Annotated in this window: 16 protein-coding genes; 7 read left to right on the top strand and 9 right to left on the bottom strand. The window is 68.5% G+C overall.

What is annotated here, in order from left to right; genetic code table 11:
- Nucleotides 1-9 precede the first annotated feature (9 nt).
- From ACVOMC_RS01150 to ACVOMC_RS01135, 4 genes are all read right to left on the bottom strand, one after another.
- Complete coding sequence (locus ACVOMC_RS01150) at nt 10-1,545, bottom strand: alpha/beta hydrolase (protein WP_481522509.1); 1,536 nt, start codon at nt 1,543-1,545, stop codon at nt 10-12.
- Between the two features lie 69 nt (nt 1,546-1,614).
- Nucleotides 1,615-1,812 carry a helix-turn-helix transcriptional regulator gene (locus ACVOMC_RS01145; RefSeq protein ID WP_054660986.1) on the bottom strand — a complete coding sequence of 66 codons (198 nt, stop codon included), beginning with the start codon at nt 1,810-1,812 and terminating at the stop codon, nt 1,615-1,617.
- 9 nt (nt 1,813-1,821) lie between these two features.
- Nucleotides 1,822-2,403: a hypothetical protein gene (locus ACVOMC_RS01140; protein ID WP_481522508.1), complete on the bottom strand. Its 582-nt coding sequence runs from the start codon at nt 2,401-2,403 to the stop codon at nt 1,822-1,824.
- A gap of 265 nt (nt 2,404-2,668) precedes the next feature.
- Entirely contained in the window at nt 2,669-3,379 is a 711-nt protein-coding gene (locus tag ACVOMC_RS01135; RefSeq protein WP_481522716.1) for an FAD-binding oxidoreductase, read from the bottom strand.
- 138 nt (nt 3,380-3,517) lie between these two features.
- On the opposite strand from ACVOMC_RS01135, the gene ACVOMC_RS01130 reads away from it, so the two are divergent.
- The 4 genes from ACVOMC_RS01130 (at nt 3,518) to ACVOMC_RS01115 (ending at nt 7,214) form a co-directional block, all read left to right on the top strand.
- A complete protein-coding gene (locus tag ACVOMC_RS01130) occupies nt 3,518-4,468 on the top strand; it encodes an ABC transporter ATP-binding protein (protein ID WP_481522507.1) in 951 nt (316 codons plus the stop codon).
- Nucleotides 4,465-5,268, top strand: a complete 804-nt coding sequence (locus ACVOMC_RS01125; RefSeq protein WP_481522506.1) for an ABC transporter permease — start codon at nt 4,465-4,467, stop codon at nt 5,266-5,268. The genes ACVOMC_RS01130 and ACVOMC_RS01125 overlap by 4 nt, the downstream gene beginning before the upstream one ends.
- 96 nt (nt 5,269-5,364) lie before the next feature.
- Nucleotides 5,365-6,303, top strand: a complete 939-nt coding sequence (panE, locus tag ACVOMC_RS01120; RefSeq protein ID WP_481522505.1) for a 2-dehydropantoate 2-reductase — start codon at nt 5,365-5,367, stop codon at nt 6,301-6,303.
- Nucleotides 6,300-7,214, top strand: coding sequence for a Rossmann-fold NAD(P)-binding domain-containing protein (locus ACVOMC_RS01115; RefSeq protein WP_481522504.1), 915 nt, complete (start codon nt 6,300-6,302; stop codon nt 7,212-7,214). The genes panE and ACVOMC_RS01115 overlap by 4 nt, the downstream gene beginning before the upstream one ends.
- Here the strand turns inward: ACVOMC_RS01115 and ACVOMC_RS01110 are convergent.
- Nucleotides 7,211-8,008, bottom strand: coding sequence for a TatD family hydrolase (locus ACVOMC_RS01110; protein ID WP_481522503.1), 798 nt, complete (start codon nt 8,006-8,008; stop codon nt 7,211-7,213). The two genes, ACVOMC_RS01115 and ACVOMC_RS01110, sit on opposite strands and share 4 nt — an antisense overlap.
- Before the next feature lie 94 nt (nt 8,009-8,102).
- Between ACVOMC_RS01110 and hrpB the strand changes: the two genes are divergently transcribed.
- Together hrpB and ACVOMC_RS01100 are read left to right on the top strand one after the other, a co-directional pair.
- A complete protein-coding gene (gene hrpB / locus ACVOMC_RS01105; protein ID WP_481522715.1) occupies nt 8,103-10,607 on the top strand; it encodes an ATP-dependent helicase HrpB in 2,505 nt (834 codons plus the stop codon).
- 297 nt (nt 10,608-10,904) lie between these two features.
- Nucleotides 10,905-11,261 carry a hypothetical protein gene (locus ACVOMC_RS01100; RefSeq protein WP_054659121.1) on the top strand — a complete coding sequence of 119 codons (357 nt, stop codon included), beginning with the start codon at nt 10,905-10,907 and terminating at the stop codon, nt 11,259-11,261.
- A 150-nt stretch (nt 11,262-11,411) separates the two neighbouring features.
- Here ACVOMC_RS01100 and ACVOMC_RS01095 read toward each other — a convergent pair whose 3' ends face one another.
- Nucleotides 11,412-11,951, bottom strand: a complete 540-nt coding sequence (locus tag ACVOMC_RS01095) for a pseudouridine synthase (protein WP_481522502.1) — start codon at nt 11,949-11,951, stop codon at nt 11,412-11,414.
- Nucleotides 11,952-12,015: 64 nt separating this feature from the next.
- Nucleotides 12,016-12,879: a class I SAM-dependent methyltransferase gene (locus tag ACVOMC_RS01090; RefSeq protein ID WP_481522501.1), complete on the bottom strand. Its 864-nt coding sequence runs from the start codon at nt 12,877-12,879 to the stop codon at nt 12,016-12,018.
- A gap of 188 nt (nt 12,880-13,067) precedes the next feature.
- On the opposite strand from ACVOMC_RS01090, the gene ACVOMC_RS01085 reads away from it, so the two are divergent.
- Nucleotides 13,068-14,036, top strand: a complete 969-nt coding sequence (locus ACVOMC_RS01085; RefSeq protein WP_481522500.1) for an aldo/keto reductase — start codon at nt 13,068-13,070, stop codon at nt 14,034-14,036.
- 57 nt (nt 14,037-14,093) lie between these two features.
- Here the strand turns inward: ACVOMC_RS01085 and ACVOMC_RS01080 are convergent, their stop codons facing one another.
- Nucleotides 14,094-14,822, bottom strand: a complete 729-nt coding sequence (locus ACVOMC_RS01080; protein WP_481522499.1) for an alpha/beta fold hydrolase — start codon at nt 14,820-14,822, stop codon at nt 14,094-14,096.
- 117 nt (nt 14,823-14,939) lie between these two features.
- The gene (locus ACVOMC_RS01075) at nt 14,940-17,645 is read right to left on the bottom strand and encodes a bifunctional acetate--CoA ligase family protein/GNAT family N-acetyltransferase (protein WP_481522498.1); all 2,706 of its coding nucleotides are present in this window, start codon (nt 17,643-17,645) and stop codon (nt 14,940-14,942) included.
- Nucleotides 17,646-17,683 lie beyond the last annotated feature (38 nt).

Genomic DNA, 17,683 nt, shown 5'->3' with positions numbered 1-17,683 from the left:
GCGGTGAGGTCACGGTTCCCAGCCATTGAAGCTGGTGAACGGCGGCACGTAGTCGAGTTTTTCCAGGCAGGCGCCATCGAGCGCCTTGGCATCGGCCTTTTCAACGAACTGGGCGAACAGCTTGGGCATGCAGCCGGCACCGATGACGTTGTGGCCTTGCCCGCGCAGCACGAAAAGACGGCCGTTGGGCAGGGTCTTGACCACCTCCTCGCCATAGCGCGGCGGCGTGACCGGATCGAACTCGCCTTCCAGCACCAGCGCCGGCACGTTGCCGGCCAGGGGCTGGTGGAAGTCCGCCGGCGCGGCGCGCTTGGGCCAGGCCGCGCACATCGCCGCCATGGCCTGCGGCATCTGGTTGCCCAGCACGGTGCCTTCATCGGCCTGGTTGGCGACCATGCTCTCGCTGTCCTCGCTGCACACCACCGACAGCTGCATGCCCATGGCCATGCTGTCCTTCATGTCGCCCTGCATCATCTGCGCCAGCGCCATCAGGTTTTCATAGCGGCCGGCGCCGGCTTCGTGGATCAGCTTGGGCAGCAGCGCCGCGGCCGCCGGCATGTAGGCATACATGCGCACCAGACCGGCCACGGTCTCGGCGCGCAGCACGTCCTCGCGCTCCTCGCCACTGCTCGCGTCGCGGTAGCGCACCGTCACCGGCTGCGCGCGCAGCCTGGCCAGCAGCGCATCCAGTTCCGCACGCGGGTCACCGAGCTTGTCTTTGCACGAGGGTGTCTGCGTGCACTGGGCGAACTGCAGCGCCAGCGCATCATCCAGGTTGCGCGCGAAGATGTTGCCCAGCTGCTGGGTATTGGGCACCACCGAATCGAGCACGATGCTGCGGGTGGCCTGCGGATGGCGCATGGCGTACTGCTGGGCCACGCGGGTGCCGTAGCTGACGCCGACCAGGTTGATCTTCTCCGCGCCGATGGCCGCGCGCACCGTGTCCAGATCGGCCACCGCATCGGTGGTGGTGTAGAAGCGCAGATCGGCTTTCCCCGCCAGTTTGGCCGCACATTTTCCCGCCTCGACCTGCATGGCCGCAGGCGAGATGTCCTCGCTTTCGGGCGTATCACAGGCCAGCAGGTTGGATTTTCCGGTGCCGCGCTGGTCCACCAGAATCACGTTGCGGTGCTTGCGTACCTCGGCAAACGCCGTATCCACCTGCGGGTAGGTGGCCACCGCCGCCTGGCCCGGACCGCCGGCCAGGAAGAACACCGGATCCGGCTGCAGGTCGGTCTGCTTCTCCGGTGCCAGCCAGGCGATGTTCAGGGCGATCTTGCGCCCCTGCGGATTGGCCCGGTCCTCGGGGACCTGGAAGGTGGTGCAATGCGCTTCCAGGCTGTTGCGGCTGAGCGGCGAGCTCAAGCTGCAGGGGGTGAATTCCAGGCTGCCCAGGGTCAGCGGCTTGGCCGGCGTGGCTGCCGTTGCCACGGCCGGCTCACCGGTGGCCGGCGCTTGCGACTCCGCCGCCGGCCGCGTGATGCGGTAACCGACAAGGCCGGCGACGACGGCCAAGGCGAGGATGGTTTGGGTCTTGCGGGACATCATCGGAACAGCCCCTCACGGTTGAAGGAAACAAACGGATCTGCCTGCATCCAGACGCGGTCGCGGCAGCTATGTGACGTCGGGAAAGAAGATTTCCTCGATCCGGCGATCGAACAGTCGTGCGATGCGGAAGGCCAGCGGCAGGCTGGGATCGTACTTGCCGGTCTCCAGCGCATTGACCGTCTGCCGGGAAACGGCCAGCCGTTCGGCCAGCTCGCCTTGCGACCAGCCGCAGGCATCACGCAGTTCGCGCAGGCGGTTGTCCATACCGGTGCTTCAGCGGTAGCGGCGCGCGACCACGGCTTTGACCAGGCCATAGCCCAGGCACAGCAGCGGGAACACCCAGATCATCGCCGCACCGGCCGGCACATCCACCACCCGCGCCACCTGCAGCAGGCCGCCGCCCAGATACAGCAGCGAGACCAGCGCGGTGGCGAAACTGACCGCCTGCAGTTCGATACGCTGCTGCAGCTCGTCGGCATCGCGGATGTAGCGGATCATCGCACGCAGCATCAGCGCGATCGGCGGCACCGGCAACAGCGCGACCAGCGCCCGCAGGCCAATGCTGTCCACGTGTTTGAGCAGCCAGATCGAGCTGAACAGCAGCACCACGTAGCCGCCCAGGGCGACCATCATTTCGCGGGTATAGCGCTTGCGCAGCACCGGCGGTGCGGTATCGCAGGCATCGGGAAGCAGCCGGCGCAGCACCACGGCAAACAGCAGGCCGATGGCCAGGCCGGCGAAAATGCCAGCGAGCATCGGACCGGGAGCGTGCGGCATGCCCTTGAGGAGCGCGCCACTGGCGAGCGCGGCCATGACCGCGGCAAGCAGCAGCCAGCGCGTGGCGGTCAGGGCCATCAGCGCAGCGTCCGGCAGCGCGGGCGGAAAATCGCCACAGCGGTCGCGCCCCCGCCAAGGCCCGGCAAGGGGACGCGCGCGGCCAAGGCGCGGGCGGTGTTCACAACAGCGGTGCGGGAATGCCTACGGGACTGCATATCAACCACCCTGTAAAGGACGCTTGACAGACGATAGGGGCGGCACCGTCCCGCTGTCAAGGAGTCTTTACAGGTGGAACCGTGCCGGCGCGATTCCGCGTGGCGCCACTGCCCGCAGCCGGGCCGGCTTATTTGCTGCTGACGTACTTCTCGCGGCGGATCTGCGGATTGCCCAGACCGGCGGCCTTCAGCGCCTCGGCGCAGGCATCGACCATGTCCGGATTGCCGCACAGGTAGGCGATATCACGCGCCGGATCCGGCGCGACTTCCGCCAGTTGCTGCTGCACATAACCGCGACGCACGTCCGCATGCGGCTCGGCCGGCAGCTCGCGCGACAGGCACGGCATATAGCGGAAGCCCGGCGTGGCCTCGGCGAAGGCGCTGAAATCCTCGCTGTACAGCAGCTCGGCCGGGGTGCGGGCGCCTTGCAGCAGCACCACTTCCACCCCGCGTTCGACGATGGCCTGGCGCAGCTGCGGCAGCATCGAGCGGTAGGGCGTGACGCCGGTTCCGGTGGCAATCAGCACATAGCGGGCATTGTGGTCGCCCGGCTGCAGGCAGAAGCGCCCGAACGGACCGCTGGCACTGAGATGCCCGCCGATCTCCAGCCCTTCGAACAGCGCGGTGGCCGCGCCGCCGGGCACGAAGCTGACTGCGATCTCCACCGCCTCGCCCGGGCCCATCGCATGGTCATGGATGGTCGCCAGCGAATAGCTGCGCTTGGTGGCAGTGCCGTCGGCATAGGCGAAATGGATCTGGATGAACTGGCCGGGCGAGAAATCCAGCGGCTGACCGTCATCGCGGACGAACTGGTAATGACCGACCGTCGGCGCGAGCATGCGCCGGCCGACCAGCTTGAGGGGGAATTGGACAGGCACGGGGAGGGAACAGTGTGTAGCCGGGCTGACGCCGCAGGGGCTTCTATAATACCGGCTTGCTCTTATCCGGCGCCTTTACCCGGGCGCAAAGGCCGAAGCTTGGACCCCCGAACCTCCCCCGTCGCGCCCGCGTTGCGCGTGACCGACCTCCGCAAGACCTACGACAACGGCGTGCACGCGCTCAAGGGCGTGTCGCTGGAAGTGGCGCCCGGTGATTTCTTCGCCCTGCTCGGCCCCAACGGCGCCGGCAAGTCGACCCTGATCGGCATCGTCTCCTCGCTGGTGAACCTCAGCGAAGGCCAGGTCGAAGTGTTCGGCACCGATCTGGTCAGCAATCGCAGCGCGACGATGCGCCTGCTCGGGCTGGTGCCGCAGGAAATCAACTTCAACCTGTTCGAGAAGCCCTTCGACATCCTGGTCAACTACGCCGGCTTCTACGGCATTCCACGTGCCGAGGCGGAGGTGCGCGCCGAAGAGGAGCTCAGGCGCGCCCACCTGTGGAACAAGGCGCAGATGATGAGCCGCACGCTGTCCGGCGGCATGAAGCGGCGGCTGATGATCGCCCGCGCGATGATGACCCGCCCGCGCCTGCTGATCCTGGACGAACCCACCGCCGGGGTGGATATCGAGATCCGCCGCGACATGTGGAAGACGCTGCAGGAGATCAACGCCGCCGGCACCACCATCATCCTGACCACCCATTACCTGGAAGAAGCCGAGCAGCTGTGCCGCAACCTGGCCATCATCAACCACGGCCGGATCGTCGAGCAGGGGCCGATGCGCGACCTGCTGGCCAAACTCGACGTGGAAGGCTTCATCTTCGACATCGACGGTGAGCTGCCCGCGCAGCTGCCGCAGATCGAAGGCGCCACGCTGGTCGCCACCGATGCACACACCCTGGACATGGACATGCCGCGCGCGATGGACCTCAACCGCGTGTTCGCCGCGCTCAACAGCGCCGGCATCCGCGTGCGCTCGATGCGCACCAAGAGCAACCGCCTGGAAGAGCTGTTCGTGCGCCTGACCGGCAACCTGGAGACCTCCGCATGACCCCCGCCGCCAACACCGAAACCGCCACCACCGGCGCGCGCAACTGGGTGGCACTGGGCACCATCGTGCGCCGCGAGATCAACCGCATCCTGCGCATCTGGGGCCAGACCCTGGTGCCGCCGGCGATCACAATGACCCTGTACTTCCTGATCTTCGGTGGCCTGATCGGCTCGAAGATCGGCGACATGGGCGGCTACAGCTACATGCAGTTCATCGTGCCGGGTCTGGTGATGATGAGCGTGATCCAGAACAGCTACGGCAACATCTCCTCCTCGTTCTTCGGCGCCAAGTTCGGCCGCCATATCGAGGAGCTGCTGGTCAGCCCGATGCCGAACTGGGTGATCCTCGGCGGCTATGTGGCCGGCGCAGTGGCGCGCGGCATGGCCGTGGGCGTGATCGTGCTGCTGATCGCCATGTTCTTCACCCCGGTGCGCATCCCGCATCCGCTGGTGACGCTGAGCACGGTGCTGCTGGGCGCGACGATCTTCTCGCTGGCCGGCTTCATCAACGCGGTCTATGCCAAGAAGTTCGACGACGTGGCGATCGTGCCGACCTTCATCCTGACCCCGCTGACCTACCTGGGCGGCGTGTTCTATTCGATCACCCTGCTGCCGGGCTGGGCGCAGACGCTGACCCATGCCAACCCGATCTTCTACATGGTCAACGCCTTCCGCTACGGCCTGCTGGGCAGCAGCGACGTGCCGCTGTGGGTGTCGTATGCGCTGATGCTCGGCTTCGTCGCCGCGCTCGGCGCGCTGGCACTGTGGCTGCTCAAGCGCGGCGTCGGCCTGCGCAGCTGAACCCGGGGGCGCCGCAAGGCGCCTTCTTTTTACCTGCGGCCGCCGCGCGCACACCTATGATGGGCCGGCTCCCCTTGCTGATGGACTTACGATCTGATGCGCATCCTGATTCTCGGCGCCGGTGGTACCGGCGGCTACTTTGGCGGACGTCTGGCCCAGGCCGGTCTTGATGTCACCTTCCTGGTACGGTCGGGCCGCGCCGCGCAGCTGGAGCGCGATGGCCTGGTGATCCGCAGCCCGCTGGGCGATGCCACTTTCCCGGTCGCCCACGTCACCGCCGATGCGCTACCGCACGGCGTGCTGGAACGCCCGTTCGATCTGGTGATCCTCAGCTGCAAGGCCTACGACCTGGACAGCGCGATCGAGGCGATCGCCCCGGCGGTCGGCACACACACCAGCGTGCTGCCGATCCTCAACGGCCTGCACCACTACGCCGCGCTGGATGCACGTTTCGGACGCGAGCGGGTGCTGGGCGGACTGTGCTTCATCAGCGCGACCAAGGCCGCCGACGGCGCGGTGCTGCATCTGGACACGCCGGCCAAGCTGACCTTCGGCGAGCGCGACGGCGGCGCTGACAGCGCGCGCGTGGCCGCCCTGGTCACGGCCTGCGAACAGGCCGGCATCGACCATGTCGCCTCGGCCGATATCGCCCGGGAGCAGTGGATCAAGTACACCTTCCTGACCGCGCTGGCCGCCGGTACCTGCCTGATGCGTGCCGATGTCGGCAGCATCGTGGCCAGTGACCATGGCACCGCGTTCATGCAGGCGCTGTATGGCGAATGCCTGGCAGTGGCCGCCGCCACCGGCCAGGCGATCCCGCAGAAAGCGCAGGACATCGCCCTGTCCGCGCTGACCAGGGCCGGTTCGCCGATCAAGGCCTCGATGCTGCGTGATCTGGAAGCCGGGCAACGCGTGGAAGCGGCGCATATCGTCGGCGACATGCTGGGCCGCGCGCTTGCGCAGGAACAGTCGGCGCCCCTGCTGCAGGCCGCCTACTGCCACCTGCAGGCCTACGAAGCACACCGCGGCGCATGACCGCCGCCGGAATGCTGCCACGGCGGGTGCTGATCCTGGGGATGGGCTTCGCCGGCCGCGCATTGGCGCTGCATCTGCGGTCGCTGGGCGTGGCCGTGGCGGGCAGCGTGCGCGATCCGGCACCCGCGCCCGGCGACGGCCTCGTGCGCCATCGCCTGCATCCGGACCACGCCCCCGACACGGCGCTGCTGGACGCCATCGCCCGGGCCGACGCGGTGCTGTGCAGCGTGCCGCCCGATGCCGACGGCGACCCCGCGCTGCGCCTGCTCGTTCCCGCCCTGCAGGCCAGCCCGGCGCTGCGCTGGATCGGCTACCTGTCCTCGACCGGCGTATACGGCGATCGCGGCGGCGGCTGGGTCGACGAACACGCCGAGGCCGATGCCGGTGATGCCGTCGCACTGCGCCGGCTTCTGGCCGAAGCGCAGTGGCGCACGCTGGCCGCCGAACGCGGCATCGCCTCGGCCACGTTCCGCCTGCCGGGCCTGTACGGCCGCGGCCGCAACGCGCTGGTACGGCTGGCGCAGGGCCGCGCGCGCCACATCGTGCGGCCCGGGCTGGTGTTCAACCGGCTGCACGTCGAGGACCTGGCCGAGGCCGTGGCCGCGGCGATGTGCCGGCCGGTCCGCGACGCGCTGTACCTGCCGGCCGACGACGAACCGGCACCACCGCAGGACGTGCTGGCGCATGCCGCGCAGCTCGGCGGCTTCGCGATGCCGCCGGCGCTGGCCTGGGACGACGACGCGCTCGAGCCGATGCTGCGCCGCTTCCATGCCAGCAACAAACGCATCGACAGCCGCGGTACGCGCCAGGCGCTGCAGTGGCAGCCGCGCTTCCGCAGCTACCGCGAAGGCTTGAGGGACGCCTGGGAAGCGGGCGATGGCCGCAGCGGTCCGGCCGGTGAGGCGCCCTAGCCGGCGTCCGGCAGGCCGAAGAACGCGCGGGTGGCCGCGGTAGCGTTGGCGGCGGTCAGCGCGACGTCCTCGCCGCGATCACGCGCCAGCTCCTCCACGATATGCGACAGGAACATCGGCTCGTTGCGCCGGTCTTTGGGCATCGGCTTGAGGGTGCGCGGCAGCAGGTACGGCGCATCGGTTTCGATCATCAACCGCTGCGCCGGAATATGTTTGACCAGCTCGCGCAGATGCGCGCCACGGCGTTCGTCGCACAGCCAGCCGGTGATGCCGATGTACCAGTCCTGGTCCAGATAGTCGAACAGCTCCTGGCGCTCGCCGGTAAAGCAATGCACCACGGCCGGGCCAAGCCGGCCGTCGAAGTTCTTCATCATCGCCATGAAATCGGCATGCGCATCGCGCTGGTGCAGGAACAGCGGTTTGTGATTCTCGCTGGCCAGCTGCAGCTGACGTTCGAAGGCATTGCGCTGCGCCGGGCGCGGCGAGAAATCGCGGTTGTAATCCAGTCCACACTCGCCCACCGCCACCACTTCCGGATGGGCATGCAGCGCGCGCATCTCGGCATCGCACTCCTCGGTGTATTCCAACGCGTGGTGCGGATGCACACCGGCAGTGGCGAACAGGATCCCGGGATGCTGCTGCGCCAGTTCCAGCGCCATCGGCGAATGCTCGCGGCTGGCGCCGGTGATCACCATCTGCACCACACCGGCCTCGCGCGCCCGCGCAAGCACCGCATCGCGGTCGCGATCGAAGGAATCGTGGGTGAGATTGGCGCCGATATCGATCAGTTGCATTGCAGGGTCTGGTGTCGCGGAAAACCCGCATTGTAGTGGCTGGTCGGCAAGCAAGCCGCCGAGCGCGCGGCACCAGGCTTTATCCTTGTACCGTATGGCCTTCCCCGACTTCCCGATTTCCCCGCTGCTGCCGCAGATCCGCGCGCAGCTCACCGCGCATGCGCGACTGGTGCTTGAAGCCCCGCCCGGCGCCGGCAAGACCACCCAGGTGCCACTGGCACTACGGGATGCGCCGTGGCTGGAAGGGCGCAGGATCATCATGCTCGAACCGCGACGCGTGGCCGCCCGCAGCGCCGCCACCTTCATGGCCCGCCAGCTCGGTGAGCCGGTCGGCGACACCGTCGGCTATCGCATCCGCTTCGAGAACAAGATTTCCGCGCGCACGCGGATCGAGGTTGTCACCGAAGGCATCCTGACCCGGATGCTGCAGGACGACCCGCTGCTGGAAGGCGTCGGCGCCCTGCTGTTCGATGAATTCCACGAGCGCCACCTGGCGGCCGATCTGGGCCTGGCGCTGGCGCTGGACGTGCAATCGCAGCTGCGCGAGGACCTGCGCATCGTGGTGATGTCGGCCACGCTCGACGGTGAACGGCTGGCCGGTTTTCTGGAGGCGCCACGCCTGTCCAGCGAGGGCCGCAGTTTCCCGGTGGTGGTGAGCCATTTTCCGGCCCGCCGCGACGAGGCGCTGGAAGCGCAGACCCGCCGCGCGGTGGAACAGGCGCTGAGGCAGCACCCCGGCGACGTGCTGGTGTTCCTGCCCGGCCAGCGCGAGATCGGCAAGGTGCAGGCCGCCCTGGCTGGCACGCTGGATGCCACGGCTGCCGTGCTACCGCTGCATGGCGAGCTGCCGGTGGAGCAGCAGACGCGCGTGCTGCAACCGGACCCGGACGGCCAGCGGCGGGTGGTGCTGGCCACCAACGTCGCCGAATCCTCGGTCACCCTGCCCGGCGTGCGGGTGGTGATCGATGCCGGACTGGCCCGCGAGCCGCGCTACGACCCCAACAGCGGTTTCTCGCGACTGGATATCGTGGCCATCTCGCAGGCCTCGGCCGACCAGCGCGCCGGACGTGCCGGGCGCGTGGCCGAGGGCTGGGCCTACCGGCTGTGGCCGCAATCGCAACGGCTGGAGGCGCAACGCCGGCCGGAAATCGCGCAGGTGGAACTGGCCGCGCTGGCGCTGGAACTGGCGGCCTGGGGCAGCGACGCGCTGCGCTTCGTCGACACCCCGCCGGCCGGCGCAATGGCGGCCGCGCGCGAGTTGCTGCAACGGCTGGGCGCACTCGGCGACAGCGGCTCGATCACCGTCAGCGGCCGCCGCATGCTGGCGCTGGGTACCCACCCGCGGCTGGCGGCGATGTTGCTGGCCGCCCGGGGCGCCCGCGAACAGGCGCTGGCCGCAGACCTGGCTGCGCTGATCGAAGCGCGTGACCCGCTGCGTCAGGGCGGCGATGCGCTGGCCGCACGCTGGCGCGCCCTGGCCGCGCTGCGCGGCGGACGGATGCCGGCCGATGCCAACCGTGGCGCGCTGACCGCGATCGACGCCGCCGCCAGGCAGTGGCGCCGCCGCCTGCGCTGCGACGCCGCCCCGCCTGCCAGCGTCGAGGCCCATGAACTGGGTGATCTGCTCGCCCACGCCTTTCCCGATCGCATCGCCGTACAGCACCCGAATGATCCGCAGCGCTACCTGTTGGCCAACGGCCGCAGCGCGCGCCTGTTCGATACCAGCGACCTGCGCGGCGAGCCGTGGCTGGTCGCCAGCGAGCTGCGCCATGAAGCCAAGGATGCCTTGCTGCTGCGCGCCGCGCCGGTGGATGAGGCGCGCCTGCGCGCCGATTTCCCCGACCGCTTCGTACAGCAGGAGGTGGTGCGCTGGGACGCCGACAAACGCGCCCTGAGCGCGCGCCGCGAATCGCGCTTTGACCGGATCGTGCTCGACAGCCGCGCGGCCGGCCGTGTCGATCCGGCCCACGCCGCGCAGGCGCTGACCGATGCGGTGCGCGAACTGGGACTGGAGGCGCTGCCGTGGACCGAGGGCCTGCGGCAATGGCGCTGGCGCACGCTGGCGTTGCGCCACTGGATGCCCGAGCTGGCGCTACCCGATCTGTCCGACACGGCCCTGCTGGCCACGCTCGATGACTGGCTCAAACCGGCCTTCGCCGGCAAGAGCCGGCTCGACGCGCTGGGCGAGGAGGAACTGGGCGAAGCACTGAAGTCACCGCTGCCGTGGTCGCAACGGCAACTGCTGGACCGCTATGCACCGGTGCGAATCAGCGTGCCGTCGGGCATGGAACGGCGCATCGACTACGCGATGGACGATGACGGCCTTACCCCACGACCGCCGGTGCTGGCGGTGAAACTGCAGGAACTGTTCGGCCTGGCCGACACCCCGCGCATCGCCGATGGCCGGGTGCCGCTGCTGCTGCACCTGCTCTCGCCCGGGGGCAAGCCGCTGCAGGTGACCGGCGACCTGAGGAATTTCTGGCAGAACACCTATGCCGAAGTGAAGAAGGAAATGAAAGGACGCTATCCACGGCATCCGTGGCCCGATGATCCGTGGACCGCCTCGGCCACGCATCGCGCAAAGCCCCGCGGGACGTGACAGGTCCGGTGACGGCCATCAGGCAGGGCCGCAGTGCGAAACCATGCGTGATGCGGCGCGCGGTCGCGACACCGGTCACCCCACGATCCGGAGCCCGGTGCGGCATGACCCAACGCTCCGCGGATGCCTCACCGCGTACGGGGATCGCCTGAAAACGGCCGCTGCACGCAACACCATCCTCGGTATGCGGCGCATGGATCGCACCTGCAGCCACGCTGCATTCATTGCGGCTAACATTCTCTACACGCCCGGACGTCGACACTCGGCGTCTGCCCCGTGACTCAAAGGACACCCCACATGAGCAAGTTCAGCGATATCACCGGACCGGCCCTGGAGCGCGCCATGGAGCTTGTCGGCCATGCCGGCGACAACCTCAAGAGCGGCGGTTCCAATGCCGCCGAATGGCTAAAGGCCGGTGCCGCCATCGGTGCGATGAAGACCGGCGGCCGCGCGGTGACCAAGGTCGCAAAGCGCAACCCGACCGCCACCATTGCCGTGGCCGCCGTGGGACTGGGCCTGCTCGGCTACGCGCTGTACCGAAAGAACAAGCGCGACAACGCCGCCATCGATGCCAGGTCCCGCGAGATCGCCCAGCGCCGGCGCCATGCGGCCAGCGTGGTGGAGGAAACCAGCGATATCGGCAGCGACGCCTGATACCGGCCTTGCACCTCCGGCATTGCCCCGCAGCGCCGGAGGTAGCCGCACAACCGCAGCGGCCCACCCCCGTTCTGCACCGTCACATCCGCGACATCGCCGGTAATCGCAGAACACCTGACCCGCTCACGGCATCCGGGTTGCGCGGCCTCAATCCAGCCGGCGCCACTGGCCCGGTTGCAGATCTTCCACCGCATACGGCCCCATCGACGCACGTACCAGCCGCAGTGTCGGCAGGTTCACCGCCGCGGTCATGCGCCGCACCTGGCGGTTGCGCCCTTCGCGGAGGGTGATTGCCAGCCACGCATCGGGAACGGTCTTGCGGAAACGTACCGGCGGATCGCGGGGCCACAGCGCCGGCGGCGTTGACAGCAGCTGCACCACCGCCGGCAGTGTCGGGCCATCGTTGAGCTGCACACCGCTGCGCAGTGCCTGCAGCTTCTCTTCGGTGGGCACACCTTCCACCTGCACCCAATAGGTCTTGGACTGTTTATGGCGCGGGTCGGTCAGCCGGTGCGCGAGCGTGCCGTTGTCGGTCAGCAGCAGCAGCCCTTCACTGTCGTAGTCCAGCCGCCCGGCGGCATACACCTGCGGCGGCAAGCCAAAACCGGCCAGCGTCGCCCGCGGCGGCTGGCTGCGATCGGTGAACTGGCACAGGACATTGAAGGGCTTGTTGAACGCGATCAGCATGGAAGCGGCAGGGACGGGAAAACGACAGGGATCATTTTCCCATCCCCGCAACGCAGACGTGCGATCAGAGTACGGGCTTGACGAAACGCAGCGTCATCCGGTCACTCTCGCCGATGGCCTTGTACCTGGCCGCATCGGCGGCATCGTGGCTGTTGGAGGGCGGCAGCGTCCACACGCCCTTGGGATAGTCCTTCGTGTCCCGCGGATTGGCGTTGATCTCGCTGCTGCCATCGAGCTTGAAGCCGGCCGCCTCGGCCATCGCGATCACCTGCGCCTGGCCGACATAGCCGGATTTGTCATCGGCCGGCACATCGGTCTTGGCGCGGTGCTCCACCACGCCCAGCGTGCCACCGGGCTTGAGCACCTCGAAAAACGCGCGGAACATGCCATCGGCCTGATCGTTGGAGCGCCAGTTGTGGACGTTGCGGAAGGTCAACACCAGGTCGGCCGACGCGGGCTTGCCCAGCACCGGCGCGGCCGGATCGAAGGCGATTACCGCGGCGCGGTCGAACTGCGCCGGCGACCCGGCGAACTTCTTCGTCAGGCCATCGCGCGAACGCTGCTGGTAGTCACGCCCGCCACCGGCCGGCAACGCCTGTGGATCCACCACCGCAGCCACGTACTGGCCGTTCTCACGCAGATAGGGCGCCAGGATCTCCGCATACCAGCCGCCGCCGGGCGTGATCTCCACCACCGTCTGTGTCGGCTGCAGGCCGAAGAACGACAGCGTCTGCGCCGGGTGGCGATGCGCATCGCGGACGACATTGGCCGGGGTGCGCCAGCTGCCGGCCACCGCCGCCTGCAACTGCGGTGCAACCTGGAGGTCGGCAGTGCTGGACGCGGCCTGCGTGGCAACAGCCGGCGCGCCCGCGAGCAACACACTCATTCCCAACAGACAGGCACTCAGCAGCGGTACGGACTTGCTCATCGCGGACTCCGATTGTTCATGTGGATGGATGGCCGCGAGCCTAGCACGCGTCACAGCGGTCATGAGGACGTTGGATATCCCGCATGCACGCCCTGTGCGCGTGCCTGCCGGAAGGCTTCTCCAGGGCATGCCAACGGAACGTGAACGCCGTGCGTCTATGCTGCGGCACTGGACCCAAGGAGGTACGCATGCCCCAGTTACGCGAACTTGGTCGCTCCGGCCTGCACGTCGCCCCGATCGCCTTCGGCGGCAATGTCTTCGGCTGGAGTGCCGATGAGAAAACATCCTTCGCCCTGCTCGATGCCTTTGTCGAGGCCGGCTTCAGCCTGATCGACACCGCCGATGTATACCCGGCGTGGGTACCCGGCAACCGGGGGGGCGAATCGGAGACGATCATCGGCCGCTGGCTCAAGCGCAGCGGCAAGCGCCAGAACGTGCTGATCGCCACCAAGGTCGCCAAATGGGCCGAACGGCCGGGCCTGTCGGCGGACAACATCAATCAGGCCGTCGAGGATTCCTTGCGCCGCCTGCAGATCGACACCATCGACCTGTACCAGGCCCATGAGGATGATGAATCGGTGCCGCTGGAGGAAACCCTCGGGGCGTTCGCCCGCCTGATCGAGCAGGGCAAAGTACGCGCGATCGGTGCGTCCAACTACAGCGCCGCGCGCCTGCGCGAGGCCCTGCAGGTCTCCGCCGACTACCACCTGCCGCGCTACGAGACCCTGCAGCCGGAATACAACCTCTACGACCGCAGTGGGTATGAGACCGCGCTGGAACCGCTGGTCCGCGAGCACGGGCTGGGCGTGATCAGCTACTACGCACTGGCCAGCGGCTTTCTCAGTGGCAAGTACCGCACCGCCGGCGACGCGAGCCAGAGCAGCGCGCGTGGGGCCAAAGTGGTGGAGCGTTATCTCAACCCGCGTGGCCTGCGCATCCTGGCCGCACTGGATGACGTGGCCGCCAGCCACAAGGCGACCCCGGCGCAGGTGGCACTGGCGTGGTTGATCGCGCGTCCGGGCATCAGCGCACCGATTGTCAGTGCCACCGGCGTGGCGCAGCTGCATGAGGTGCTGGCCGCCGCACAGCTGGCACTGACCGCAGCGCAGATCACACAGCTGGATGCGGCCAGCGCCGAATCCCACAGCGGCGGCTGAGAGCGGCAAACGCGCCGCCGGCGGGCCGGACGCAGATGCCGGCCCGACCGGCCGGGTTCAGCCCGGCGCGCTCAGCCATTCCCGCATCGCTGCCGTCACCTGCTGCGGCTTCTCCAGAGGGGCCAGATGGCCACAGTGCGCGATGACCACCAGCGTGGCCTGCGGCATCAACGCGGCAATCTGGCGACTGACCGGCAGCGGCGTGATCGCATCGTTCTGGCCACACAGCACCAGCGCCGGCCCGCGCCACTGCCGCAGCACCTGGCTGCCGTCCACCCGTTCGATCCGGCTCTGCCGCACGAACACCTCCGCGCCCAGGCGCGCGGTCATCGCCCGCACGCTGTCGACCAGGGCGTGATCCTGCAGTCGTGAGGCGTCGATATAGCTGCGCATCAGCTTGTCGCCAAACCCGTGGAACATGCCGGGCAGGCGCGCGCTGTGCTGCTGCGCCAGCCGTTGCGCGGCACGTTCGGGCGAATCGGGTCGGCAGGAGGTATCCAGCAGTGCCAGGCGCAACACGCGCTCCGGCGCGATACGCAGGATGTGCTGGGCGATGTAGCCACCGAGCGAGAATCCGGCCAGGGCGAACCGCGGCGGCGCGTGAGCCAGCACCGCCTCGGTGGTGGCCTGCAGAGTGTCATGCCGGGTGAGATCACCCACCTGGCAATCGGCGATATCGGCCAACGCCGCAAGCTGCGCACGCCAGAGGGTGGCGTCGTTCAACAGGCCCGGCAGCAGCAACAGGGGAATCCTGGCGGTATCGGCCGCCGCGACAGCAGTTTGCATCCGGGTATTGTGGCCCGGCGCCGGGCTGCAGACATCCTGCTGACTGGAACACAGGCGCAAACCCGCGGCGGCTGTCGAAGACACTCGCCACGCACGCGCCACTGAACCCGGCCCTGCCTAGGCGCCGGCAGGATGGACCGGCAAGGTGACAGTCATGATGGTCGCGTCATCGGGATCGGCTTTCACCTTGAAACCCAGGCTCTGGCACATCGCCAGCATGGTGGTGTTCTCGCGCAGCACCTGGCCTTCGACGATGTTCAGACCCTGCCACCGGGCGTACTCGATCATGATCTGCATCAGCTTCCAGCCGATGCCATGGCCCTTCAGGTCCGAGCGGATCAGGATGCCGTACTCGCCGCGGTTGTAATCGGCATCGGCATGCAGGCGTACCGCGCCGAGCATCTCGCCATTCTTCGGGTCGATCGCCACCAGCGCGATGGAGCGTGCGTAATCGAGCTGGGTGAGGCGTGCGATGAATTCATGGCTGAAGTGTTTGACCGACTGGAAAAAGCGCAGCCGCAGATCATCATCGGTGACACGCGCGAAGAACGCGCGGAACAACGCGTCATCTTCCGGGCGCACCGGCCGCACGAACGCCTTGCCGCCATCGGACAGCTCGATGCTGCGCTCCCACTCGGTGGGATACGGGAAGATCGCAAACCGTGGATGGCCGCGGCCCTTGTGCAGACGCTTGACCGCGGCGATGGCGATGCGTGCATCCACGGCGATCACGCCGGTGCGATCGGCCAGCAACGGATTCAGATCCAGCGTGCGGATCTCGGGGATATCGGCCGCCAGCTGCGCCAGCTTGACCAGCACCAGCGCCACCGCCCGCTCGTCGGCAGCCGGCACATCGCCATAGGCCTTGAGGATGCGCGATACCCGGGTGCGTCCGATCACTTCGTGGGCCAGGCGCAGATCCAGCGGCGGCAGCGCCAGGGTCTTGTCGTCGATCACTTCCACCGCGGTGCCACCGCGACCAAACACCAGCACCGGGCCGAACACCGGGTCATCGGCGATGCCGGCGATCAGCTCGCGGGCCTTGGGCCGCAGCAGGCAGGGTTGCACCAGCACCCCTTCGATGCGCGCCTGCGGGCGCTGTTCACGCGCGCGTTGCAGGATCGAGGTCGCCGCCGTCTGCACCGCCTGCAGCGTACCCAGGTTCAGGCGCACCCCGTCGACCTGGGATTTGTGCGGGATGTCGGGCGAGAGGATCTTCACCGCCACGGTCTGGCCCTGCTCCAGCAGCGGCTGCGCCACCTCCATCGCCTCGTGCGGATCGCGCGCGACCATCACTTCCAGCGACGGGATGCCATAGGCCTGCAGCAGCGCATGCGTGGCCACCGGATCCAGCCATTGCTGGCCGTTGGCCAGGGCCGCCTCCACCAGCGTGCGGGCCGCCGCGACATCGACCACGAAATCGGCAGGCAGGCTGGGCGGGGTCTCCATCAACGCCGCCTGCGCCTCGCGGTAACGCACCAGATGCTGGAAGCCGCGCACCGCTTCGGCCTCGGTCGGATAGGTCGGCACGCGTGCGGTGTTGAGGGTGGCTGTGGCGCGATCGTCATTGCCCAGCCATACCGCGAACACCGGCTTGTCGCGCAACTGCCGCGAGCGCAGGCCCAAGGTGCTGGTCAGCGCCTGCGCGGCATCGGCCGAGGAGGTGAACGCGGTGGGGACGTTGATCACCAGCACCGCATCATTGGCCTCATCGGACAGCAGCGCCTCGATCGCCGCGGCATAACGCCCGCCATCGGCATCGACCACGATGTCGACCGGGTTGTCGCGTGACCAGCCCTGCGGCAGCGCCTTGTCCAGCTGCGCGATGGTGGCCGGTGACAGCTCGGCCAGCGATCCGCCCAGCGCCTGCAGCTGGTCCACCGCCAGCCGGCCCACGCCACCGCCGTTGCTGAGGATGGCCAGCCGGCGCCCGGGGAAGGTGCCCAGCCGGCCCAGCGTCTCGGCCGCGGTGAACAGCTCGTCCAACGCGTTGACCCGCAGCAGCCCGGCACGGTTGAAGGCGGCGTCATACACCGCATCGGAGGCGGCCAGCGCCTGCGAGTGGGTGCTGGCCGTCTGTCCATTGGGCCGCGACTGGCGACCGGACTTGACCACCACCACCGGCTTGGCGCGCGCGGCGGCACGCGCGGCCGACATGAACTTGCGCGCATCGCTGATCTGGTCGACGTACAGCAGGATGGCGCGGGTGCGGTAGTCGGCGGCGAAGTAGTCGAGCAGGTCGCCGAAATCCACATCCAGCGCATCGCCCAGCGAGACCACCGCCGAGAACCCCACCGATCGCGCCACGCCCCACTCCACCAGCGCGGCGGCAATCGCGCTGGATTCGGAAATCAGTGCCAGATCGCCGGCCTGCGGCGTGTGCGCGGCGATGGAGGCGTTGAGCCGCGCATGCGGTGCGATCACGCCCAGGCAATGCGGCCCCAGCACACGCATGCCACGCGGCCGCGCGGCGGCCTCGACCTGCGCGGCCAGCGAGCCGGGGCCGTTGCCCAGCCCGGAGGTGAGGATGATCGCGGCGGCCACGCCCAGCTCGGCGGCCTGGCTGACCACCTGCGGCAGGATCGTGGCCGGCACCGTGAGCACCACCAGGTCCGGGATCCACGGCAGATCCTTGAGCCGTTTGACCGTGCGCATGCCATCGATCTCGGCATAGCGCGGACTGACCCAGCCGATCTGCCCGGCGAAGCCGCCGGCGCGCAGGTTGCGGATCACCGCGCGCCCGGCCGAGCGCTCGCGCGGGCTGCCCCCCACAACAGCCACCGAACGGGGACGGAACACGGTCTGCAGGTGGTAGGTACTCATCGCAGCGCCAACAACGGAAACCGGCCCCAAGGTACACG

The organism is Stenotrophomonas sp. STEN014, assembly GCF_056760315.1.
This window is presented reverse-complemented; position numbering and strand designations above follow the sequence as displayed.